22 protein-coding genes and 1 tRNA gene are annotated in these 23235 nt (G+C 68.0%); 9 read left to right on the top strand and 14 right to left on the bottom strand.

Features of this window, described 5'->3' with window-relative positions; all coding sequences use genetic code 11:
• Positions 1-6: 6 nt before the first annotated feature.
• Positions 7-894, bottom strand: coding sequence for an alpha/beta hydrolase (locus tag NA8_RS00355; RefSeq protein WP_063048321.1), 888 nt, complete (start codon positions 892-894; stop codon positions 7-9).
• Between the two features lie 75 nt (positions 895-969).
• Here NA8_RS00355 and NA8_RS00350 point away from each other — a divergent pair, with 75 nt between their 5' ends.
• Positions 970-1602, top strand: coding sequence for a TetR/AcrR family transcriptional regulator (locus NA8_RS00350; protein ID WP_063048320.1), 633 nt, complete (start codon positions 970-972; stop codon positions 1600-1602).
• 123 nt (positions 1603-1725) lie between these two features.
• Here NA8_RS00350 and NA8_RS00345 read toward each other — a convergent pair whose 3' ends face one another.
• Together NA8_RS00345 and rfbA are read right to left on the bottom strand one after the other, a co-directional pair.
• Positions 1726-2274 (bottom strand): dTDP-4-dehydrorhamnose 3,5-epimerase family protein, encoded by a 549-nt coding sequence (locus NA8_RS00345; RefSeq protein ID WP_063048319.1) that lies wholly within the window; start codon positions 2272-2274, stop codon positions 1726-1728.
• Positions 2275-2276: 2 nt separating this feature from the next.
• Positions 2277-3149, bottom strand: coding sequence for a glucose-1-phosphate thymidylyltransferase RfbA (rfbA, locus tag NA8_RS00340; protein WP_063048318.1), 873 nt, complete (start codon positions 3147-3149; stop codon positions 2277-2279).
• A gap of 228 nt (positions 3150-3377) precedes the next feature.
• On the opposite strand from rfbA, the gene NA8_RS00335 reads away from it, so the two are divergent.
• Positions 3378-4367 carry an alpha/beta hydrolase gene (locus NA8_RS00335; RefSeq protein ID WP_063048317.1) on the top strand — a complete coding sequence of 330 codons (990 nt, stop codon included), beginning with the start codon at positions 3378-3380 and terminating at the stop codon, positions 4365-4367.
• A 305-nt stretch (positions 4368-4672) separates the two neighbouring features.
• On the opposite strand, the gene NA8_RS00330 is transcribed toward NA8_RS00335, so the two are convergent.
• Positions 4673-5383 (bottom strand): DUF8020 domain-containing protein, encoded by a 711-nt coding sequence (locus NA8_RS00330; RefSeq protein WP_063048316.1) that lies wholly within the window; start codon positions 5381-5383, stop codon positions 4673-4675.
• 306 nt (positions 5384-5689) lie between these two features.
• On the opposite strand from NA8_RS00330, the gene rfbB reads away from it, so the two are divergent.
• A complete protein-coding gene (gene rfbB / locus NA8_RS00325) occupies positions 5690-6706 on the top strand; it encodes a dTDP-glucose 4,6-dehydratase (protein ID WP_063048315.1) in 1017 nt (338 codons plus the stop codon).
• 49 nt (positions 6707-6755) lie between these two features.
• Here the strand turns inward: rfbB and NA8_RS00320 are convergent, their stop codons facing one another.
• Positions 6756-8339, bottom strand: coding sequence for a DUF2142 domain-containing protein (locus tag NA8_RS00320; RefSeq protein WP_084466393.1), 1584 nt, complete (start codon positions 8337-8339; stop codon positions 6756-6758).
• A complete protein-coding gene (locus NA8_RS00315; RefSeq protein ID WP_063048314.1) occupies positions 8336-9328 on the bottom strand; it encodes a glycosyltransferase in 993 nt (330 codons plus the stop codon). The genes NA8_RS00320 and NA8_RS00315 overlap by 4 nt, the downstream gene beginning before the upstream one ends.
• A gap of 147 nt (positions 9329-9475) precedes the next feature.
• Between NA8_RS00315 and NA8_RS00310 the strand changes: the two genes are divergently transcribed.
• Positions 9476-10012: a GtrA family protein gene (locus NA8_RS00310; protein ID WP_157106440.1), complete on the top strand. Its 537-nt coding sequence runs from the start codon at positions 9476-9478 to the stop codon at positions 10010-10012.
• A gap of 135 nt (positions 10013-10147) precedes the next feature.
• Positions 10148-12064 (top strand): glycosyltransferase, encoded by a 1917-nt coding sequence (locus tag NA8_RS00305; RefSeq protein WP_063048481.1) that lies wholly within the window; start codon positions 10148-10150, stop codon positions 12062-12064.
• A 102-nt stretch (positions 12065-12166) separates the two neighbouring features.
• Here NA8_RS00305 and NA8_RS00300 read toward each other — a convergent pair whose 3' ends face one another.
• The 7 genes from NA8_RS00300 to NA8_RS00270 form a co-directional block, all read right to left on the bottom strand.
• Positions 12167-13018: an SDR family oxidoreductase gene (locus NA8_RS00300; protein ID WP_063048313.1), complete on the bottom strand. Its 852-nt coding sequence runs from the start codon at positions 13016-13018 to the stop codon at positions 12167-12169.
• Between the two features lie 145 nt (positions 13019-13163).
• Positions 13164-13871 (bottom strand): hypothetical protein, encoded by a 708-nt coding sequence (locus tag NA8_RS34790; RefSeq protein ID WP_245663600.1) that lies wholly within the window; start codon positions 13869-13871, stop codon positions 13164-13166.
• Between the two features lie 57 nt (positions 13872-13928).
• A complete protein-coding gene (rsgA, locus tag NA8_RS00290) occupies positions 13929-14975 on the bottom strand; it encodes a ribosome small subunit-dependent GTPase A (RefSeq protein WP_063048312.1) in 1047 nt (348 codons plus the stop codon).
• Positions 14976-15226: 251 nt separating this feature from the next.
• The gene (gene glfT1 / locus NA8_RS00285) at positions 15227-16159 is read right to left on the bottom strand and encodes a galactofuranosyltransferase GlfT1 (RefSeq protein WP_063048311.1); all 933 of its coding nucleotides are present in this window, start codon (positions 16157-16159) and stop codon (positions 15227-15229) included.
• The gene (wzt, locus tag NA8_RS00280) at positions 16156-16992 is read right to left on the bottom strand and encodes a galactan export ABC transporter ATP-binding subunit Wzt/RfbE (protein ID WP_063048310.1); all 837 of its coding nucleotides are present in this window, start codon (positions 16990-16992) and stop codon (positions 16156-16158) included. The genes glfT1 and wzt overlap by 4 nt, the downstream gene beginning before the upstream one ends.
• An 11-nt stretch (positions 16993-17003) precedes the next feature.
• A complete protein-coding gene (wzm, locus tag NA8_RS00275) occupies positions 17004-17885 on the bottom strand; it encodes a galactan export ABC transporter permease subunit Wzm/RfbD (protein WP_063048309.1) in 882 nt (293 codons plus the stop codon).
• 214 nt (positions 17886-18099) lie between these two features.
• Positions 18100-18705 (bottom strand): bacterial proteasome activator family protein, encoded by a 606-nt coding sequence (locus NA8_RS00270; protein ID WP_063048308.1) that lies wholly within the window; start codon positions 18703-18705, stop codon positions 18100-18102.
• A gap of 251 nt (positions 18706-18956) precedes the next feature.
• On the opposite strand from NA8_RS00270, the gene NA8_RS00265 reads away from it, so the two are divergent.
• Positions 18957-20159, top strand: a complete 1203-nt coding sequence (locus NA8_RS00265; protein WP_063048307.1) for a cysteine desulfurase-like protein — start codon at positions 18957-18959, stop codon at positions 20157-20159.
• Between the two features lie 7 nt (positions 20160-20166).
• Here the strand turns inward: NA8_RS00265 and NA8_RS00260 are convergent, their stop codons facing one another.
• Positions 20167-21171, bottom strand: a complete 1005-nt coding sequence (locus NA8_RS00260; RefSeq protein ID WP_063048306.1) for an NAD(P)H-quinone oxidoreductase — start codon at positions 21169-21171, stop codon at positions 20167-20169.
• Positions 21172-21307: 136 nt separating this feature from the next.
• Here NA8_RS00260 and NA8_RS00255 point away from each other — a divergent pair, with 136 nt between their 5' ends.
• The 3 genes from NA8_RS00255 to NA8_RS00245 all read left to right on the top strand — a co-directional run bounded on the left by NA8_RS00255 (position 21308) and on the right by NA8_RS00245 (position 23137).
• A complete protein-coding gene (locus tag NA8_RS00255; protein ID WP_245663599.1) occupies positions 21308-22486 on the top strand; it encodes an alpha-hydroxy-acid oxidizing protein in 1179 nt (392 codons plus the stop codon).
• Positions 22487-22617: 131 nt separating this feature from the next.
• A complete protein-coding gene (locus NA8_RS00250) occupies positions 22618-23028 on the top strand; it encodes a MarR family winged helix-turn-helix transcriptional regulator (RefSeq protein WP_174550018.1) in 411 nt (136 codons plus the stop codon).
• A gap of 24 nt (positions 23029-23052) precedes the next feature.
• Positions 23053-23137 (top strand) — tRNA-Ser (locus NA8_RS00245).
• Positions 23138-23235 lie beyond the last annotated feature (98 nt).

The following is a 23235-nucleotide window of genomic DNA, read 5'->3' as shown; positions in this document are numbered from 1 at the left end:
CTCTCGTTACACGTTCGGCGCGAGATGTGTGGTCAGGAAGTCGATCTGATCGGCGACGATCTGATCGACAGTCGGCGGATGGTAGACCGTGAAGTGATCGGCGTCGTAACTTTTCAGGGTGGCCCGTGGTGTGGTTGCGGCCACCCGGCCCGCGATGGCGGGGTCGATCAGATTCTCTTTCTCGCAGGCGCACACCAGTAGCGGGCAGCGCACGCGCGGCGCGGAGGACGCGGCGTTGTAGAACAACATGCCCAGTCCCGACGCGGCAGTGATCCGGTTATCGAAGCGGTAGTCGGGTGGTGTCACCGACTGCCACCCTTCGAGGGCGCCGGGCTGGTTCACGAACGCCAGGTCCCCGGGCTTCCCGACCAATGGGACGTAACGGCGCGGCCGACCGAGTGCGGCGCGAGCCAGGTCGGAGGCGATCGGAACCGTGAACCGCAGCAGATTGCGTATTCCCGCGCGTGACACGACGGCACGCCCGCTGAAGACCGGGCACTGAACCACCGCGGCACGAAGGTCATCGTGGCGTGCGGCTGCGGCCAGCACGTGGCTGGCGCCGAACGAGGTGCCCCACAACGCGATCCGATGTGCGTCCAGTTCGGGGCGGGAGCGGGCGAAAGCCAGAGCCGCGTCGACATCCTCGGCGTAGCGGCGTTGACTCACCAGCTGGCGCGGCTGACCACCTGATTCTCCGAGGTGGCGGAAATCGAAGGCCACCACCGCAAGACCCGCTTCGGAGAACCACTCCTCGTACTGGGCCAGCATCATGTCGTGGGTTGCGCCACCGCCGTGGACGAGCACCACAACCGGATGCGGACGCGGGCCGTTCGGCAGGGTCAGCCATACCGCGCACTGTTCGCGGCCGGAAGTGAAGGTGGTGCGAATGGTCATGACACCTCGATTGAGTACGTTGTACGTGAACAAGCCCCAGTTAAACACGTACCTTGTACTTAAACAAGGAGGAATATGCCCGCCCCCCGAAAGTTCACGCGCGAGCAGCTACAAGTCGCCGCACTCGCCTTGGTCGACGACCGAGGTCTGGCTGGTTTGACCATGCGCAGTCTCGCGTCGGCGCTGGACACCGGTCCGATGACGATCTACAACTACGTCGACGGACGTGAGGGCCTGGAGCAGCTGGTCACCGAGGCCGTGATGGCCGAAGCGCGCTGGGACTGCGCGCCATCCATCGACTGGGATGACGAGGTGCTCACCGTCGCCGAGGGAATGTGGCGTGCCGTGCGCGCACATCCCCACGCGATCCCACTGATCCTCACCCGGCGCAGCCTCGACCTGGCGACACTCCGGCCGACCGAAGCCCTCTTGCAGGCGCTCGCGCGTAGCGGCAGATCAGGAACCGAATTGCTGGTGGCGTTCCGCGCAGTGTCCGGCTTCATCACCGGATATGCGCAAGCCGAACTCGTCGGCCCCCTTTCGGCGGCGCGCGATGAGGACCTCACGACGATCACCGACCGGATCGCGGCCTTGCCTTTCGAGCAGTTCCCCAAGCTGATCGAAATCGCGCACGCGGCCCTCTCGAGCGACCCAGCGGCCGAATTCCGCGCCGGGGTGCGCATAATCCTGGCAGGACTGAGAGCGTAGGCATCGTCTCCCGGCTCCCGCGTGAGCGACTTTGCCCGGCGTCGACGTGCGAACTTTTCGATGGCCACCGGGCGAGGAAGTCGACGAGATCGCCGCCGGTCGGACGGTGCGGTATCCCGACGATCAGGAGAAGGGCGGGGCCGCACTGTCTTTCGCGGAGCGGATGAAAGTCAGTTCCCGGCCGTCGCGACCCACCCGCGGCCACCGTATGCCCAGCCTCGGATCGAACGCGTCCATGTCGTGGTCGAACTCCGGCTGGTACTCCAGCGAGCACAGGTAGGTGACGGTCGATCCGTCCTCCAGCGACAGGATCGCGTGGCCGAGTCCTTCCGACAGGAACACCGAGCGCCGGTCGACGTCGTCGAGCAGCACGCTGTCCCAGCGCCCGTAGGTCGGTGAGCCGGGGCGCAGGTCGACCACCACGTCGAGGAACGCGCCGCGCACGCAGGTCACGTACTTGGCCTGGCCCGGCGGGTCCTCGGTGTAGTGGATGCCGCGCAGCACCCCGGCCGCCGACACCGAGCAGTTCACCTGCCGCAGGTCGAACGGCCGACCGGTCGCCTTCTCGAACTCCGAGGCCTTGAAGCCCTCGAGGAACATGCCGCGATCGTCGCCGTGCTGGCGAGGGGTGACCACCCACGCGCCCGGCACGGCGAGCTCCCGGAACTCCATGCTCACCAGTCCCGTCCGCGTTCGAGCAGGCCGAGCAGGTAGCGGCCGTAGCCGGAGCGGATCATCGGTTCGGCCAGTCCGCACAGCTGCTCGTCGTCGATGAAGCCCATCCGCCAGGCCACCTCTTCGGGGACGCCGATCTTGAGGCCCTGCCGCTCTTCGATAGTGCGCACGTAATTGGCCGCGTCCAGCAAGGAGTCGAAGGTGCCGGTGTCCAGCCATGCGGTGCCGCGGGCGAGTACGTCCACGCTCAGGCGATCCTGTTCCAGGTAGGCGCGATTGATGTCGGTGATCTCGTATTCGCCGCGCGCGGAGGGACGCAGCGACCGGGCGATCTCCACCACGTCGTTGTCGTAGAAGTACAGGCCCGGAATGGCGTAGTTCGACCGCGGCGTCTTGGGCTTCTCCTCGATGGACACCGCGCGACCCTCGGTGAACTCCACCACGCCGTAGGCGGTGGGATCGGAGACCCAGTAGGCGAACACCGCGCCGCCGTCGATCCCGTGGAAGCGATTCAGGCTGGTGCCGAGACCGGGGCCGTGAAAGATGTTGTCGCCGAGCACCAGTGCGGCGCAATCCGCGCCGATATGGTCGGCGCCGAGGACGAAGGCCCTGGCCAGGCCGTCCGGCTCGGGCTGGACCACGTAGCTGAGCGACAGGCCGAACTGCGTGCCGTCGCCGAGCAGCCGTCGGAACGCCGCGGCGTCCCCGGGTGTCGTGATCACCAGGATGTCCCTGATCCCCGCGAGCATCAGCGTGGAAAGGGGGTAGTAGACCATGGGTTTGTCGTACACCGGGACCAGCTGCTTGCTCACCCCACGCGTGATCGGGTGCAACCGGGAGCCGGTGCCGCCCGCCAAGATGATTCCGCGCATGCATGGAGTCTGCCAGTTTCACGACGCCGGGATTCGGTGAGGTTCCGAGTAGTCCTCGATTCGGTCACGGCTGTTTCGCCGCGGTGCGGATCGAGCGATTCTGTTGCGTAGGTCACGATGCGCATGGTGTTCTGAAAAGACACCGCGTGAGATGTCAGCGCCGACAGCTCGCCTGGGCGACCTCGGTCCGGTCGTGATTCGGCGCACCAGTTGTGAGGTAGGTGCGCGATGGCGACCAGAGACGGCGAGCCGGGCGTGGTGATGAACCCGAAGGGCCCCAGCGCGCAATCGCGAATGCTGCTGGCCACCTGTATGGGCGTGGTCCGGCCGGTGCTGCGAACCTTCCCGGTCACCAGGACGACCATTCCTCTCGGCGCCGCCACCGTGGACGGGCTGGCGCGGTTGCGTCCTCGGCCGCACGGTATCGATCGGGAGCAGGTGTCGCTGCACGGTATCCGCCTGGAGATCATCCGCCCGGCCGGTGCTTCGCGTGCGCTGCGCCACGGCGCGGTGCTCTATATGCACGGCGGCGGCTTCGCGATCTGCAGCACCCGCAGCCACCGCCCGATCGCGGCCAGCCTGGCCCGCCGTAGCGGTCTGCCCGTGATCAACGTCGAGTACCGCCAACTGCCCGGCACGCGAATCACCGACTCGGTGCGCGACTGCCTGGCCGCCTACCGCTGGCTGCTTCGTCACGGCGCCGATCCGGGGCGGATCATCTTCGCGGGCGACTCGGCGGGCGGATACCTCACCTTCGCGACCGCGCTGCTGGCCCTGGAGTCGGGTCTGCCCGCGCCCGCCGGCTTGGTCGGCTTGAGCCCGCTGCTCGACTTGGACTACGGGGCGAAGCGCGACTATGTGAATGTCACGCGAGACCCGTATATCCCGCTGTCGGCGTTGGAAGCGGTGGTGCGCATCGGCGCCGAGATCGACGGGGCGCTCGATCCGGGTCTGTCGCCGGTCAACGCGGTGCTGTCCGCGCTGCCACCCGTGCTGCTGATCGCCGCCGAGGACGAGGTGCTGCGCTTCGACTCCGAATTGATGGCACAGCGGCTCACCGCGGCGGGCGTGCCGAACGCGCTGGAACTGTGGCGCGGCCAGGTCCACGCCTTCATGAGCATCGCGCCGGGCCTGCCGGAGAGCAGGGCGGCGCTGGCGCGGGTCTCCCGGTTCGTACGGGCCCGCATCGAGGACGACCAGCAGGCACGGACGGCTTGACCGCCCGGCCTTTCGAGGCGAGCCTCGCCCCGCGTTTCAGGCGGGACGGGGCTCGCGTCCTGTGTGGGCTCCGCGGTTTCGATGCTGTCGCCGCGGGCGACGGCTCCGGTGTGCGACCGCTATTAATTCCGATCCGAAGTTATCTGCCCTTGATAGTGCAGCTCAGCAGTGGGCAACGTCTATTAGTTCCATCTAGTTCAGCATTTGTTCACTATCCGGACGGGATGAACAACGGAAGCCCCGCCCACGCAGCAGCGCGGGCGGGGCTTCCGATTTTCGATTCAGTTGTGTGCGTCCAGCGCGGACTACTTGGCGGGCGGCGTGAACGGCTGGTTGATCGTGGTGAAGTACTGGATCGCAGCACCGATCGCGACCGGAGCGGTGATCAGCAGCTGGCCCGCCAGGGTGCCGAGAGCGCCGATGGCGAGGATGCCGCCGAGGCAGCCGATGGCGGCCGCCGGGATGAACGGGCCGAAGAGGCCGACGATGGTCGCCGAGGCGACGGTCGCGCCGGCGATGCCGCCCAGGATGCAGCCGACGGCGCCGCCGCCGATGCCACCGACAAGGGTGCCGATGGTGGCGCCGGTGCCGATCGTGTCCTTCATACGGTTGAAGGCGGCCGTCTCACGGTCGTACTCGGATTTCCACGGCGCCTTGTCCTCGAACGGGAGGGCGACCGGCTTGTAGGTCGCGTGCGCCATGTCGAACTGGGGAGTCAGGGTGGCGGTGCGGTCCGCGATCTCGGCAGCGATCGGGAACTCGAAGTCGTCCACACGGAAGGTCAGCGGCGTGCCGGCGAGCACGTCGCCATTGGCGGCCTTGACCTTGAAGGTGCCGTCCTCGACGACCATCGAACCGGCATCGGTCGTGATGATCGACTGGGTGTCGGTCGAGTGGGCGGTGAAGTTCACCGCGCCATCGGCCTCGGGGGCCGGAGCCGCGTTCACGGTGCCGGCGGTGACGCCGAGAGCGGCGATCAGAAGTGCCGACGTTGCGGCGAATTTCCTCATCAGCATTTTGTTTGGAACCTCGATTGGAACGTTCGGAGGGGACTAGACGAGCAAAATCTAGACCAGCTAACGCGTGGTGAACCGCTTGTGACTGTTTATTCAAATTTTGTTCACCGTCGAGACCCACGGCTCGGTGGGGTCTCGGAAATGTGGGCGCTGACCGGGGTTTTCCAGAACAAAACAATCTGAGAATTCTATTCGCTGGGAAGTCAATGAGACGAACGTCACAGTTCGAAAGCATGGAGTGGCCCTCGGCCGCACCGGGTTTCGAGTCCTTCGCCGGTTCGGCGCGGCTCCACGTACAGTCATGGGGTGCGATTGCTCGTCACCGGCGGCGCCGGGTTCATCGGCGCGAACTTCGTCCAGCAGACCGTGTCCGACCACCCGGAGACGACCGTCGTCGTCCTCGACGCCTTGACCTACGCCGGGAACCGGGCCTCGCTCGACCCGGTGGCCGACCGCATCCGCTTCGTGCACGGTGACATCGCCGACCTCGATCTGGTCGACGAACTGGTCAGTGGCGTCGACGCGGTGGTGCACTTCGCCGCGGAGTCGCACAACGACAACTCTCTCGCCGAGCCCTGGCCGTTCGTGCAGACGAATATCGTCGGCACCTATGCCCTGCTGCAGGCCGTGCGCAGGCACGACGTGCGCTACCACCACGTGTCGACCGACGAGGTCTACGGCGACCTGGCCCCGGACGACCCGGCCTTCACCGAGACCACCCCGTACAACCCGTCCAGCCCCTATTCGGCCACCAAAGCCTCCAGCGATCTGCTGGTGCGTGCGTGGACCCGTTCGTTCGGTGTGCGCGCCACGATCTCCAACTGCAGTAACAACTACGGGCCCTACCAGCACGTGGAGAAATTCATCCCGCGACAGATCACCAACTTGATCGATGGGGTGCGTCCCCGGCTCTACGGGGCGGGGCACCAGGTGCGCGACTGGATTCACGTCGAGGACCACAACCGCGCCGTGTGGGAGATCCTGCGCCGCGGCCGGATCGGGCAGACCTACCTGATCGGCGCCGACGGTCAACTCGATAACAAGTCCGTGGTGCGGATGATCCTCGCCGAGTTCGACCGCGATCCCGACGATTTCGATCACGTCACCGACCGGCCCGGTCACGACCAGCGCTACGCGATCGACGCGACGTTGCTGCGTTCCGAACTCGGTTGGCGGCCCCGCTACGCGGACTTCCGAGCCGGCCTCGCGGCGACCATCCGGTGGTACCGGGACAACGAATCCTGGTGGCGCCCATACAAGGCGGCCACCGAGCAGGCCTACGCCGCGGCGGGCGAGCGGCCGCTCAGCGCCACGGGCGACTGAAACGACAACGGCGCCCCGGGGACCAGCCCCGAGGCGCCGTGATCGACTCTCAGCCCCAGACGATGGTGTAGTACTTCGCCGCCGCCGCGACCAGCGCCACACTGGACGCCACCAGCACGGTGACGGCCGGGCCCACCGACGGAGTCTTGCCCGCCGAATCGGTGAGCCGCAGCGGCATCCAGCGCAGCAGCACCGCGAGCGTCACGATCGCCAGCGGCACGAAGTAGCGGCCCTGCACGCCGTCGATGATGTAGTAGCCGACCGGCGTGAACGACATGTACAGCGTCACGTAGATCATCGCGACGCTGGCGGCCATGGTGAGCGCGACGATCAGGGTGCGGCGAAAGGCCGGGGCGGTCATCCGTTCGGCGACGCCGAGACTCACCGCGAACGCCAGCAGACAGGCCAGCATCGACAGGGCGGGCACGTCGACGTAGGCGAAGCCGAGTTCGCCGAAGAACTGGCTGAACCAGCGCTGGTCGCGCAGCGCGATGCTCTCGCCGAACACATGCACGAATTCCGGTGGGTCGCGCAGGATGCCGCTGAGCTGATCGCCGGGACGCACCGAATGCCACTGGTGCGGCGGCCGCATCAGGCCCATGCCGTCCCCGGTCGGCGCGGCGATCTTCATCCACACCGCGAAGGCGAGCGCGCCGAGCGCGGCGAAGATCCAGGGGATTCCGCGCCGCCGGCCGCTGAACCCGAACCGCTCGGCGGGCACCAAGGCGACCAGCAATGCCAGCAGCACATAGGTGGGCTTGCTCACCGGCAGCAGAATCGTCGCGGCCAGCAGCGCGCCGATCTCCACCCGGCCCAGCCGCTCGCCGAGGAACAGGGCCTTCACCAGCAGCGCGGAGACCAGGATGGCCAGCGCGTTGGTCATGGTGTCGGCGGTGACCGTGCCCGCCTGGAACACCGCGATCGGCAGCACGGCGACGGTGAACGCCAGCCACTGCACCCGGTGCGCGCGCAAGGCGTACAGGCCGAACCCGACCACCGCGAGGTAGGCCACCAGTCCGGCCAGGCGGGTGAGTAGCAGCAGGCCGCCCACGTCGAGCCCGAAGAGTTCGCCGAGGCGGATACCGATGGCGGCGGGAATGTAGGGAACCGGCGAGTAGGCGGCGGTGTTGGTGAACCAGACCGGTTCGGTGGCATCCGACACCGCGGCGCTCGTCAACCGGTCGTAGCGGGCCGGATCGCCCACCATCGGATCCGGCTCGTCCGGGTTGGTGGTGTAGTCCTGCAACGCGTAGCCCATCAGCACGGTGATGCTGGACGGGATGTCGCCGCCGTAGGCGATGCCGCGATCGTCGTGGATCTTCTGAGGCAGGAATCCGCCGTGCGCGACCTGGTAGGCGCGGCCGAACTGGGTGATCTCGTCATGACCCCAGAACGGTGGGGTGAGGACGGTGAACAGCGCTCCGAAGATCGTCGCCAGCAGGGTGAAGGCGATCGTCGCTCCGCCCAGCCGGGTCACCACGGGGCCTGCGAAGCCTTTCCGGCCGGGGGCAGTCTCCGCCTCGGCGTCGACGGCGGGTAGCGGTGCGGTGTCGGTCGCGGGTAGTGGTGTGGTGTCCGTCGGCTCGTCCAGATCCTTGTCCGGCGTCGCCGTGGGATCAGCCTTGGTCGTCAACGCCCGGCTCCGGCGTCACGGGCGGCAGCGCCGGCGCCGGTGATCCGCGGGTCGTCCGCGCCCACCGCGGTGTAGCGCAGGTAGACCAGGCGCGCGGCCTCGTGGCGGGAGCGGCGGATGCCGTCGAGGATGAGGCCCGCGGTCCAGGCGAGGCTGCCCAGCAGCAGCAGCGTGAAGGCGAGGAACAGCGTCGGGAACCGCGGCACCGTATGGGTGTTGTAGAACTCGACGATTATCGGAATGGTCAGGATGATCGAGACCAGCCAGCTCAACGTGCCGAACAGGCCGTAGAACGCCACCGGCCGCTCGTGCCGGGCCAGCCCGATGATCAGGGCGAGGATCTTGAACCCGTCGTGATAGGTACGCAGCTTGCTCTCGCTGCCCGCCGGACGATCGCGGAAGCCGACCGGCACGGCTGTCTGCGGCACCCGCAGGTGCAGCGAATGCACGGTGAGCTCGGTTTCGATCTCGAACTCCCGGGACACCGCGGGAAAGCTCTTCACGAAACGGCGGGAGAACACCCGGAAGCCGGAGAGCATGTCCTCGACGTTCTCCCCGAACACCTTCCCGACCACGCCGTTGAGCACCCTGTTGCCGGTCTCGTGGCCCGCGCGGTAGGCGGAGGCGCCCTCGTCCTGCTTGCGCACGCCCAGCACGTGGTCGTAGGGGCCGTCCAGCAGCGTCTTGATCATCAGCGGCGCGGCCGACGCCTCGTAGGTGTCATCGCCGTCGACCATGAGGTACACATCGGCCTCGATGTCGGCGAAGGCGCGGCGCACCACATTGCCCTTGCCCTTGGTGTGCTCATGCCGCACGATCGCTCCGGCCTCCCGGGCGCGCTCGGCGGTGGCGTCCGTACTCAGATTGTCGTAGACGTAGACGACGATCCCCGGCACGGCGGCCTGCAAATCGGCCACGACCTTGGCGACCGAGGCCTCTTCGTTGTGACACGGAACCACGGCGGCAATACGGAGCTCGGTGGAGTCCACCCGGGTCAATCCTCGCGATCGGTGGTGAATGTGGGAACACGGGGAGGGTACAGGGAACTCACAGCATGTGCGTGGCCGACCTCACCGTGCGCGGGAGCCGTTTTTCCCGTCGCGGGCGGTTGCGCGAGGCTGCGGTACCGTCGGGCCGTGCCATCCAGTGAGTCCACCGCACCCGCGGGCCAGCCAGTGACGCCGGAGACCGCAACGGTCGTGCGCAAGGTGTTCACCGCGCTGCGCAGAGGCGGGGCGTTCCTGGTGGTCGGCGCGATCGGCTTCCTGGTGGACGCGGGCACGTACAACCTCCTGGTCTTCTGGGGTGGCGAGGGCGTGCTGTATCACTACCCGCTTCCGGCCAAGATCATCGCGATCGCGGTGGCGACGGTGGTGACCTATTTCGGCAACAAATGGTGGACTTTCGCGCACAAGCAAACCGACAATCCCGGACGCGAGTACCTCCTCTATGCCGTGTTCAACGTCGTCGCGATCGGCCTGCAACTGGGCTGTCTCGGCTTCTCCCGCTACGTGCTCGACCTGTCCAGCCCGCTGTCGGACAACATCTCCGGTACGTTGATCGGGCAGATCGTGGCCGTGGTGTTCCGGTTCTGGGCTTACGACAAATTCGTCTTCACCGGGGCGCGGGCGGGCACGAGCGGCGCTACCGGCAACGAATCGGCGAACGTTTAGCAATGGTTCGAGCACACGTCGGCATGGCTGTACGGCGGGCAAGCGCACAGGGCGGTTGATATCCTCACCCCCGCCGTGAAGGCATCGAGGGGCGTGTCAGTCCCGTCCGGCACAATGAGAAATTTCGAGGATTTCATGGATCAGTCGGCTATCGAGGCCGTTACCGAAACAAACGATCGCTCGACGGCCGCTGAGGCGCCTGCCGCGCTGCGCGCCGACCATCGGGCGCCGGACCGGCTCGTGCTCCAGCGCGGCATCTTCACCGGTCCGTCGGCGAAGGTGAGCGACGAGCTCTATGCCGTCGTGAAAGGCGGTGCGCACCGCGAACGCCAGACCCTGCGGTTGGACAAGGGCGCGACCGCGCACACGAACACCTATTTCGGCCGGTTCGCCGCCAGCTACTGGCAGCGCTGGACCACGGTCACCGAAGTGCGGGCCACCATGGTGCTCGACGTGGTCGCCAAGGCGAGAATCAGGCTGGTGGCCTCCGACATCGCGGGGCATCGCCGGATCATCGACACCGCGTGGGTCGACGCGAGCGGTTCGGTCACGCTGACCGCCCCGCTCGACCAGTACGTCGACGGCGGCGCGCTGTGGCTGGAGTTCGATGCCATCGGCGGCGCGCTAGGTATCGCGGAGCTGAGCTGGACCGCTGTCGCGCCGGAGCGGGTTCGCCCGGTCGCCATCGCGATCTGCACCTTCAACCGCGCGGCCGACTGTGCCGAGACGGTCGCGGCGCTCGCCTCCGACCCGACGGTGCTCGCCGCGATCGACGCGGTGTATGTGGTCGACCAGGGCACCGATCTGGTCGAGAACCGGCCGCGCTACCAGCAGGTCGCACCGGTCCTCGGAGAGAAGCTGCGCTACCTGCGCCAGCCGAATCTCGGCGGCGCGGGAGGCTTCACCCGCGGGCTCTACGAGGTGTCGGCGGTCAACGAGCACGCCGACGTCATCCTGATGGACGACGACATCCTGTGCGAGCCGGAGACGGTGCTGCGGCTCAACGCGTTCGCCAACCTGACGGTCGAGCCGACCCTGGTCGGTGCGCAGATGCTGTTCCTGCTCAATCCCGACTACCTCAACGTCGGCGCGGAGGAGGTGCACCTGAACCGGCTGCGGCACGGCCAGAAGGTGCCGAAGGCGCTGCGCAACACCAGCATGTTGAAGAAGAACCAGGAGCGCCGCGTCGACGCGGGCTACAACGCCTGGTGGACCTGCCTGATCCCGGCGGAGGTGGTCGCGAAGATCGGGCTGCCGATCCCGATCTTCTTCCAGTGGGACGACGTGGAATACGGCGTCCGGGCGCGCGAGCACGGTTTCGTCACCGTCACGCTGCCCAACGCCGCGGTGTGGCATGCGGACTTCTACTGGAAGGACTACGACGACTGGGCGCGCTACTTCAGTACCCGCAACTCGCTGATCGTCGGCTCGATGCATACGGAGCTGGACGGTAAGGAGATCAGCCGCAAGCTGTTCCGGGAGATGTCCGAGCAGCTGGTCGCGATGCAGTACGGCCTGGTGCACACCACGTTGCAGGGCATCGAGGACTTCCTGAAGGGCCCGAAGGTGCTGCGCGACGGCGGTATCGAAGCGCTGGCCGCCGCGCGCGAGAGCCGGTCGGACTACGCCGAGACGATCAAACACCCGGCAGCGACACCGCCGGTCCGCTCGGCCGACATCCAATTGCGCCGTGCGGGTGGCGAACCCAGTCGGGTGCTGCTGGTGCTGATCAAGCGCGCGATCAATCAGTGGCTCGGCCGTACCCAGCACGGCATCATCGGCGTCACCAGGGAAGACGCCTACTGGTGGCATGTCTCGCTGTTCGACCACGTAGTGGTCACCGACGCTTCGCAGTCCGGCGTCCGGGTGCGCAGGCGCGACAAGGCCCGCGCGCTTCAGTTGCTGCGCCGGATGGTGCGTGTGCTGCGTCGTCTGCGCCGGGAACTGCCCGCCTTGCAGGAGCAGTACCGCGCTGCCATGCCGGAACTGACCAGCCGGGAGAACTGGGAGCGGCTGTACGGGATCGAGGGGTCCGCCACTCCTCGCACGTAGGCCGGGGTCCGGGCGCCCCCGCAGCCGTGAACGGCCTCGGGGGCGCCTGGCACTCTTCGAACCGGTTGCCGCGTGAGCGTTCTGGTCGCGGCAGCTGGCCAGTCAGAGAAAGAGATCTGTGGTGAGTTCGCCGTCGCCCGGGGTGACGCGGTACTTGTCCAGATCGGTGATGCCGTGCGCGGCCAGGACTTCGTCATCGATGAAGAAATTGCCGCTGGTCTCCTTGCCTGGCGAGGTGAGCACCAGGTAGGCCGCGTCGGCGTAGATGTCGGGGGTGCGCGAGGTGGAGACCATCTCCTCGCCGCCGAGCAGGTTCTTCACCGCGGCCGTCGCGATGGTGGTGCGCGGCCACAGCGAGTTGACGCCGATGCCGTCGCCCTTGAGTTCCTCGGCCAGGCCCAGCGTGGTCAGCGACATGCCGTACTTGGCGATGGTGTAGCCCAGCGACGCGCCCGCCCATTTGGGGTCGAGGTTCAGCGGCGGCGACAGGGTGAGGATGTGCGGGTTGCGCCCGGCCTTCGCCGATTCGCGCAGATGCGGGATGCTCAGCTTGGACAGCAGGAAGCTGCCGCGGCAGTTGATGTCCTGCATCAGGTCGTACTTCTTCATCGGCAGCGCGTCCGTGGGGGACAGGTCGATCGCCGAGGCGTTGTTCACCACGATGTCGATGCCGCCGAAGCGCTCGACCGTCCGGCGCACCGCTTCGGCCACCGACTCGTCGATGCGGACGTCGCCCACGAACGGCAGTACCTGCCCGCCCGCCGCCTCGAGTTCGGCGGCGGCGGTGTGGATCGTGCCGGGCAGTTTCGGATGCGGCTGGTCGGTCTTCGCGATCAGGGTGATGTTGGCGCCGTCCGCCGCGGCCCGCCTGGCGATCTCCAGCCCGATGCCGCGGCTGCCGCCGGACATGATCATCGTCCGGCCCGCTAGCGGCTTTGATCCCGATTCCGTCATCTGACCTGCTCCTTCGTTTCCGCCGCGAGCACCGGCCCGCGGCTGTACGCGCTTGCAGACTAAGCGTAAACCTCGCTCTTATGCAACCAGTTGCATAGGGTGTGCGGAGAGAGGGCGCCGGCGTGCCGGCGCCCTCCACTGAGGCTCAGATCGTGGCGATGAGCAGGATGTTCAGCAGGAACATCAGTCCGACCAGGGCCCAGACGATGTAGAGGAACAGCATGCCCGGCGCCTTCTGCGGAACCGGTCCGATCGCGCCGTTGAGGAAGATCACAACCGGCGGCTTGTAGTAGAATCGCGCGGCCTGTCCCTCGGCGATCGGCACGGTGACGTTCGCCGCACCCATGTCGAACAACCACGGGGTGGTGACCCGGACGTGGTACTGGCCCGGCCCGACCGGGATGTGGTTCGCGCCCCATCGGGTGTTGGGCACCCGCTGGCCGTTGACCAGGATCTTCGGCTTGGTCAGCGCGAGCAGGAACGTCCAGATCGAGTACGAGGCATCGATGGTGATGCCCGGCGGGTCGGCGGGTTGGCCGTAGCCCTGCTGCGGGGCGAACTGCTGCGGCTGCCCGTACGGTTGCGGCTGACCGAACTGCTGCGGCTGCCCGTATGGCTGTGGCTGACCGTATGGCGGTGCGGGCTGGCCGAATTGCGGTTGCCCGTACGGCGGCTGCCCCGCCTGCTGCTGGGCGAGATGCGGTTGGCTCGGATGCTGCCCCGGAGGCGGCGCGTACTGCGCGGGCGCCTGCGGCGGGTACTGCCCGACTGGCGGTTGCTGACCGAACGCCGGCTGCCCGGGCCATGAACCGGGCTGCTGGCCTTGTGGCGGATACCCGCCGGGATGACTCATCTATCCCTCCCAGATAGCGAACGATGCGAGGGGCACCCTACCGTGCCCCCCGCTCGGTCAGCGTCGCGAGTTCTTCTCCCGGAACATCTTGCGATGCTGCTTGGTGATGTCCCGCCAGGCTCGCTCGCGCTCGGCTTGCAGCCGCTTGTCGGTGCGCGCCCGCATCCACTCGTTCTCGCGCGCCAACTTCTCGTAGCTGTCGAGCCTGCGCTGGGTGAGCTCGCCGCTGTCGATCGCCTCCCGCACCGCGCAACCCGGTTCGCCGCGGTGCGCGCAATCGCCGAAACGGCACTGGACCGCGAGGGATTCGATGTCACTGAAGGTCTTCTCGATACCTTCGGTGGCGTCCCACAGCCCGATGCCGCGCAGCCCCGGCGTATCGATCAGGGTGCCGCCGCCGGGCAGCGGGCGCAGTTCCCGGTGCACCGTGGTGTGCCTGCCTTTCTTGTCCGCGTCGCGGACCGCGTTGGTGGCGAAGATCTCCGCGCCGAGCAGCGCGTTGGCGAGGGTCGACTTCCCAGCACCGGAGGGTCCGAGCAGTGCGACGGTGCCGTCGAGCATCGCGGTGAGCACATCGAGCCCCAGGCCGGTGTTCGCGCTCACCTCGAGCACGGCAGCGCCCGGCGCGACGGCGCGCACCTCGTCGAGCGGGAGGTTGTCGGCCGCGTCGGCCTTGGTGAGCAGCACGATGGGCTGGGCGTTGCTCTCCCAGGCCAGCGCGAGCATGCGTTCGATGCGACCGAGGTCCACATCGCCGTCGGCGGCGGTGCAGATCAGGACGGTGTCGACATTGGCGGCGAGTACTTGGCCCTGCGACCGGCCCGATACCGACGACCGCACGATGGCCGATCGGCGCGGCAGCAAGCGCCGCACGGCCGACGTGGCGTCGACGGTCACCCAATCACCGGTGCACAGCCCGCTGACCTCGGAATCCGAACGCGGGCAGCGGGCACGGGCGAGCCCGTTCGGCGTGGCCACATCGCATTCACTGCGGTCCATGCGGATCACCCGTGCGGGTACGCAGCCTTCGTCGATCATCGAGGAGTACCGGGCGGAAACGGCTTCGGTCCAGCCGTAAGGGACGAGAAGGTCGTGGTCGACCATGGGGGAAGGAATCCTTCGTCGGGCGCCGAACCCGACCAGGGTTCAGCGAGCGGAGAATGAGGTGGAGTCTCGTGTGGCGGCGCGACTGAGATCAGCTCGCCCGGACACGACAATCCGCACGTTCCTCGTCACGGTCCACACCTCCTTCCGCTCTCGCAGTCGACCCACTCTCGCACCCGGCCCTGCCCCCGCACAACCGAATTTCCGATTTCCGCTGGCCGCGCACCGCCGACGGCGCGACCCGCGGCGGATCAGTCGGGTTTGCCGAACTGCTCGTGGCGGCCGAGAGAGCGAAGGTGGAACCATTCGCGCAGGCCGGCGGGGTCACGGCGGGTGACCAGGAAGAACCAGGAGAAGCGAACCCATTCCTGGGGAAGCAGCTTCCGCATACCCGGCTGGGACATCAGGTAGCCGCGGTTGCGGTAGGTGAAATAGCGCTTCACCGGATCGTCCGGGTACTGCGTGTGCATCCGGCCGCCGAGGATCGGCTTGAACTCGGCCGCGCCGTTGGGATGAAGGTAGGCCGTCTGCAGGCAGGTGCCGAACGGCAGCCCGGAGCGCACGAGCCTGCGATGCACCTCGACCTCGTCGCCGCGCACGAACAGGCGCAGGTCCGGCACCCCGATCACGTCGACCGCCCGCGCGGAGATCAGCGCGCCGTTGAACAGCGAGGCGATGCCGGGCAGGAAATCCTCGTCGCCGAGTTCCGAGCGCAGCCTGCGCCAGACCACGCCGCGGCGCAGCGGGAAGGCGAGACGGTCGGGCTCATCGATGTCGCAGACCACGGGCGAGACCTCGACCAGGCCATACCGGTTCGCGCAGTCCAGCAGGGTGGACAGCACATCGGGGCCTTCGGGCCTGCCGTCGTCGTCGGCGAGCCACACCCAGTCCGCGCCGATGCTCAGCGCGTGCAGCATGCCGAGCGCGAACCCGCCCGCGCCGCCGAGGTTGTGCGCCGAGCCCAGGTAGGTGGATTCCACCGGCTGGTCGCGCACCAGGTCGGCGACCTCCGCCTCGTTGCCGTTGTCGATCACGATCAGGTGATCCACCGGCCTGGACTGGGAAGCGACGACTTTCAGCGACTCGGCGAGCAGTTCGCGGCGCTTGTGCGTGACCACGACCGCCACGATGCGCTGCGGCGAATCCGAGCCCGTCGCAGCGGATTCCGCCGAGAGACCGCTCATGCCTTGTTCCGCTCCAATTCTCGTTCGTCAGTCACGGCCCGTTCGGCTTCCATTTCGCGCAGCACGGTCGCGACGTGATTACCCGCGTCCGGCCCCTCATAGGCTCGCACCACTTCCTCGATGCCGCCGCGCAAGCGGATCTGGCCGTGGTCGATCCACAGCGCCGTATCGCACAGCTGCGCGAGGAACTCGTTGGAATGGCTGGCGAAAACCAGGATGCCGGAACGCGCCACCAAGGATTGCAACCGCAGCCGGGCCTTCTTCATGAATTCCGCGTCGACGGCGCCGATACCCTCGTCCAGCAGCAGGATCTCCGGATCGATCGAGGTGACCACGCCCATCGCCAAGCGCACCCGCATACCGGTGGAATAGGTGCGCAGCGGCATGGACAGGTATTCGCCGAGTTCGGTGAAATCCGCGATCTCGTCGATCTTCGCCAGCATCTGCTTACGCGTCTGCCCGAGGAACAGGCCGCGGATGATGATGTTCTCGTAGCCGGAGATCTCCGGATCCATGCCGACGCCGAGGTCGAACACCGGCGCAACCCGCCCGCGGATGCGCGCACTGCCGCGCGAGGGTTCGTAGATACCGGAAAGCAGGCGCAGCAGCGTCGACTTACCGGCGCCGTTGTGCCCGACCAGGCCGACCCGGTCGCCTTCCTTCAACGAGAGATTGATCTCCCGGAGGGCCTCGACCACGACGACATCGGACTGATTGCGCCCGATCGCGCCGCCCGCTTTACCGAGGAACGCTTTTTTCAACGACCGCGATTTGGCGTCGAAGATCGGGAATTCGACCCACGCCTCCTGGGTCTCGATACTCACACGACTCATCGGGGGCGCTCCTATACCCAGTACGGTACGCGCGAACGGTACTGCTTCATGGCGAAGATCGCCACGATCCAGCCGACCAGGGTGATCGTGCCGACGATCACCCAGTGCCGCAGCTCCTGCGGCTCGCCGAGCAACGGCGCCCGGACGATTTCCAGATAGTGGAACGTCGGCACGAGTTCGGCCAGTTTCGCGCGGTCGCCGGTGCCGACCTGCGATTGCAGAGTCTTGGTCGTCCACATGACCGGCGTCAGCACGAACAGCATCAGCGTGGTGCTGCCGAGAATCGGCGCGATATCGCGGTAGCGGGTGCTGAAGATGCCGAACACGATCGACACCCACATGGAGTTCAGGAAGATCAGCGCGATCGCCGGAATCGCCATCAGGCTGGCCACCCCGAGGTGCCGCCAGACGCCGAACGCGGCGAGCATCACCAGGTAGATGACCATGTTGTGGGCGAAGAACAGCAGCTGCCGCCACACCAGCCGGTAGACGTGCACGCTCAGCGCCGAAGGAAGCTGCTTGATCAGGCCCTCGTTGGCGATGAAGACCTCCGAGCCCTCCAGGATGCTCGCGCTGATCACGTTCCAGATGATCAGCCCGACCGTCACGTACGGCAGGTACTCGCGCAGCGGCTGGCCGAGCAGCGCCGCGTACAGCACACCCATCGCCACGGCCTGCAAGCCGGTGGCGATGGTGATCCAGAACGGGCCGAGCACCGAGCGGCGGTAGCGCTGCTTGATGTCCTGCCAGCCCAGCGACAGCCACAGCTCGCGCTGCGCGAAGCCGCCCGCGAAATCCCGGAACGCGCGCCGGAACGTCTGGGAGTCCGGCACGATCTTCGCCTCGGTGGCTCCCGAGTGCAACGTCTCCGTCTCCGAAGTGGCCGCGCTCACCGGACGCTCCTGCGAGTCGTCGCCGGACGGCGCCGTGTGCTCAGGCGAGGAGGTCGGCGAGCTGTCATCTGAACGCGCTTGGTCATCGGAACCAACTGAGCTCTCTTCAGGACGCACCGCACTCGGGTCGGAGACCGAGTCGGAGCGAGCGGCAGCGGCGGGCACGGTGCACGAGACTACCCTTGCGGCATCGCGCCACCCGAGTGGCACACGCTCACAGGTACTGGCCGGACCCGCCGGTGACGTGACTCGCCTGGCCGCCGCGCGGGTCGACGGCGTGGATGCCGGGCGGCAACGCGCCCTGCCGCATCTGTTCGAGCTGGGCGCGCGCGGCCATCTGCTGGGCGAACAGCGCGGTCTGGATGCCGTGGAACAGGCCCTCCAGCCAGCCGACCAGCTGGGCCTGCGCGATCCGCAGCTCGGCGTCGGACGGCACGGCGTCCTCGGTGAACGGCAGGGTGAGCCGCTCGAGCTCCTCCCGCAGCTCGGGGGCGAGCCCTTGCTCCAGCTCCCGCACCGAGGACTTGTGGATCTGCTTGAGCCGATTGCGGCTGGCCTCGTCCAGCGGAGCCGCGCGCACCTCCTCGAGCAACTGCTTGATCATGGTGCCGATCCGCATGACCTTCGCAGGCTGCTCGACCATGTCGGCGAGCGATTCGCCGGAGTCGTCCAGGTCGACCGACTTGTCCTTATTATCGTCGTCGGTCACGACCTGCGCGGTGAAGGGCGCCTCCGATCCGGCAACCGCCGGAATGGCCAGGGGCTTGCCGTCGGGTCCGACAACGACGATGTGGTCCGGTGCCTCGTCCGAGTGCGTCATGATCCCTATCATGTCGTGTTCGGTTCGAACGCGCTAAGTCGGTGCTCCCGGGTCGCGCTCGCGGCATGGTTCGGCGCGCGCCGCCGGTCCACGCCGCCGCGGGAGGTCGGCGTTCTATTCTGTTCGGGTCGTGTGGTTCGGATTTGTCGAAAGTCGGTCGCCATGCTGAGTCCCAGGTTGCTGTGCTCCCGCCACGATGTGGAGGGGAACGCGGTTACACAGGCTCGTCCGCTGCCCTTAGAGTGGCCAGCATGACTTACGACGTCGCGAGGGTTCGGGGCCTGATACCGTCCCTGGGCGACGGCTGGATCCACTTCGACCCGCAAGCGGGCATGCTGGTTCCGGACGCGGTATCGCGCGCCGTGTCAACTGGATTCCGAACCTCCTCCTTCTCGCATATCGGCCGCAACGGCGCGGCGGTGCGTAGCGCGGCGATTCTGGACGCGGCCCGTGAGGCCGTGGCGGACCTCGTCGGCGGTGACCCGGCGGGTGTCGTCCTCGGCCCCGACCGCGCGGTCCTGCTGGCCTGGCTCGCCGAATCGCTGAGCTCTCGCCTCGGCCTCGGCACCGGCATCGTGCTCTCCCGGCTGGACGACGAGGCCAACGTCGCGCCGTGGCTGCGCATCGCCAACCGCTACGGCGCGCACGTGCGCTGGGCCGAGGTGGAGATCGAGACCTGCGAGATGCCGTCCTGGCAGTTCGAGGAACTGATCGGGCCCACAGCGCGGCTGGTCGCGCTCACCGCCGCCTCGCCGATCGTCGGCTCCGCGCCCGCCGTGCGGGTGGCAGCGGACCGGGTGCACGAAGTGGGCGGCCTGCTGGTGGCCGACGCGTTCGGCGCCGCGCCCTACGCGCTGATCGATATCGACGAACTGAACGCCGACGTCGTCGCGCTGAGCGCACCGGCATGGGGCGGTCCGCAGATCGGCGCACTGGTCTTCCGTGACCCCGCCTTCCTGGACCGGATCCCGTCCATGTCCTTGAACCCCTACGCAAAGGGCGCCGAGCGGCTCGAGGTCGGCGGGCACCAGTACGCGCTGCTGGCGGGCCTGACCACCTCCATCGACTTCCTCGCCGGGCTGGACGAGCGGGCGCGCGGCACCCGGCGCGAGCGCCTGGAGATGTCGATCACCTCGTTGCAGGACTACCACGACCAGCTGTTCGAGCACTTGATGAGCGTGCTCGACTCGATCCCCGGTCTCACCGTGATCGGCCGCGCGTCCACCCGCATCCCCACGGTCAGCTTCACGCTCGGCGGCATGCAGGCGGAGAAGGTCGCGGCGAAGCTCGCCGACAACCGGATCGGCACGGTGAGCGGCGTGCACGGCGGCAGCAGGCTGCTCGACGCGCTCGGCGTCAACGACGAGGGCGGCGCGGTGACCATCGGCCTCGCGCCCTACACCACCAAGTTCGAGATCGACCAGCTCGGCAGGGCCCTGCTGGCGCTGGAGTGAGCGGCGCTCACAGTTCCTTCACCCGCAGCACCACCTTGCCGAACACCTCGCCGGAGTCCAGCAGCCGGTGCGCTTCGGCGGCCTCCTCGATCGGCAGTTCGGCGGCGATGACCGGCGCCACCGTGCCGTCGGCGACCAGCGGCCACAGCTGCCTGCGCACCTCGCCCACGATCTCGGCTTTGCTGCCGACGCCGGTCGCGGGCCGCGCGCGCACGTTGGTGGCGTGCACGGTGCCCCACTTGCGCAGCAGGACACCCAGATTCAGCTCAGCGGACACGCCACCCTGCATGCCGATCACCACGAGACGACCGTGCTCGGCCAGTGCCTCGACATTCCGTCCCAGGTAGGCCGCGCCCATGTTGTCCAGGATGACGTCCGCGCCGAGGCCGCCCGCGCTCGATCGCTCGGCGCGCACGACGGCGACGAAATCGTCCTGCTTGTAGTTGATCAGTACGTCCGCCCCCAGTTCCGCACAGCGCGCCAGCTTGTCCGCCGAGCCCGCGGTCACCGCCACGCGCGCGCCGAGAGCTTTGGCGACCTGAATGGCATGCGTGCCGATCCCGCTGCCGCCACCGTGCACCAACACCAGCTGATCGGCCCGCAGCCGCGCGGTCATCACCAGGTTCGACCACACGGTCGCCGCCACTTCGGGCAGCCCGGCCGCCGCACCCAGGTCCAGGGCGTCCGGAACCGGAAGCACCTGCGTCGCGGGCACCACGACCCGCTCGGCGTAACCGCCGCCGGACAGCAGCGCGCAGACTCGATCGCCGACCGACCACTCCCGCACTCCGTCGCCGAGTTCGGCGATCACGCCGGAGCATTCGAGGCCCAGCAGCGGGCTGGCTCCCGGCGGGGGCGGGTAGTAGCCCTGACGCTGCAACAGATCGGCCCGGTTGACGCCCGCCGCGTCCACCTCGATCAGCACTTCGCCGTGTCCGGGCTCCGGATCCGGCACCTCCGACAAGGACATGACCTCGGGACCGCCGGAACCTTTCAGAACTATCGCGCGCACCGTGCCATAGTGCTCCGCCCGCGGGGGCGGTTGCGCGCTGCCCCCTGCGCCGAGGAGCGGGGAGCGAAAGGTACTGCGGAAACGCAATCCGGCAAGCGGCCTGCGGTGACCGGCGTCACGGACTACCGTTCCGGTGGTGAGTGGCGGCTTCATCGATTTCCAGAACGAGATCTACCTGGGCGGTCTGGGTGGCTCGACACCCGAATTGCCCATGACCGCCGCGGGTCTGGAGTCGCTCGCGCGGGAGCGGCTCGATCCGGCCGCCTTCGCCTACGTCGCGGGCAGCGCGTCCGCGGAGCGCACCGCCGCGGCCAACCGGTCCGCGTTCGACCGCTACCGCATCCTGCCGCGGATGCTGCGCGGCTCCACCGGGCCCGGCGTCCGCGATCTGGCCGTCGAGGTGCTCGGCACGAAGCTGGCCGCCCCCGTGCTCACCGCCCCGATCGGCGTCCTCGAACTGCTGCACGAGGGCGGCGAGGTGATCGTCGCCGAGGTCACCAAGGAACTGGGCATCGGCACGGTGCTGTCCACCGCCGCCTCCTCGACCATCGAGGACGTCGGAGCCGCGGCCGGCGCGTGGTGGTACCAGCTGTACTGGCCCGCCGACGACGAACTGGCCTGCTCGTTCGTCCGTCGCGCCGAGCGGGCCGGGGCCTCGGCGATCGTGGTCACCGTGGACACCCCGACGCTGGGCTGGCGGCCGCGCGACCTGGAGCAGGCGCACCTGCCGTTCCTGCACGGCAAGGGCATCGCCAACTATCTGTCCGACCCGGTGTTCCGGGCCAAGTTGCCCGCCGCGCCGGAGCAGAGCGAGGAGGCGATGCGGACGGCCATCCTCACCTGGGTCGGACTCTTCGGCAACCACACGCTGCGGCCCGCCGACCTCGCCCGTCTGCGCGAGTGGACCGATCTCCCGATCGCGGTGAAAGGCATCCTGCATCCCGACGACGCGCGCCAGGTGGTGGACGCGGGCGCCGACGCGGTGGTGGTGAGCAATCACGGCGGCCGCCAAGTGGACGGCTCGATCGCCGCGCTGGACGCATTGCCCGCAGTGGTCGCCACCATCGGCGACCGCGCCGACGTGCTGTTCGACTCCGGTCCGCGCACCGGTTCCGATGTGCTCATCGCGCTGGCCTTGGGTGCGAAGGCGGTGCTGTACGGGCGGCCGTGGGCCTACGGACTAGGTCTCGCGGGCGCGGCCGGGGCCCGGCACGCGCTGCGGGCATTGCTCGCCGATCTCGACTCCGCGCTCGGCCTTTCCGGGTGTACGAGCCCGGCCGCGGTGAACCGCGCCCTGCTGTCCACGGTGCGCTGACCTGCGATAGTTTGCCATTTCCGCAGTTAGCCGCGCATAGAATGGCCACCGTGCATCCCGAACCGAGCGGTCGCGTCGTGGCCGAGCCACGCTGGCTCACCCCGGCGCAGCAACGCGCCTGGCGCGCCTACATGGACGGCCACCAGCGCCTGATGACAGCGTTGAACCGTCAGTTGCAGCGTGACAGCGACCTGTCCGTCGCCGAATACCGGATTCTGGTTCTGCTCTCGGAGGCTCCTGACCGCTCGCTGCGGATGAGCGAACTGGCCGACGGCGTGCTGTCCTCGCGCAGCAAACTCACCCATCAGATCCGGCGGCTGGAGGCGCAGCGAATGGTCCGCCGCAACACCTGCCTGGAGGACGGCCGCGGCGTGCTCGCCGAACTCACCGACGAGGGCCTGCGCCGCCTGCAAGCCGCCGCCCCCGGCCACGTCGAAGCCGTCCGCCGCCACTTCATCGACCTGCTCGCCCCGGCCCAGCTCCAGGTGATCGGCGACGTCTTCGGACGCGTGGACGAGGAAATCGGCAAGCACTCCGGCTGAGGAGTCGGCTACGATCGGTTCCCTGGAGACGTGGCAGAGCGGCCGAATGCACTCGCCTTGAAAGCGAGCGTCGCGAGAGCGACCGGGGGTTCAAATCCCTCCGTCTCCGCTCCACTCGTCGCCGTCCCATGCTCATGGAGTGCATGAGCCGGGTTCGTTTCGCAATGTCTTGTGGGGGTGCAACCCTCACAACCCGCTCGACGGGCT

Origin of the sequence: Nocardia arthritidis NBRC 100137 (assembly GCF_001612765.1) — a bacterium.
GTDB classification, from domain to species: Bacteria; Actinomycetota; Actinomycetes; order Mycobacteriales; family Mycobacteriaceae; genus Nocardia; species Nocardia arthritidis.
The sequence above is the reverse complement of the archived record's forward strand: the minus strand, read 5'-3'. Positions and strand labels throughout refer to the sequence as shown.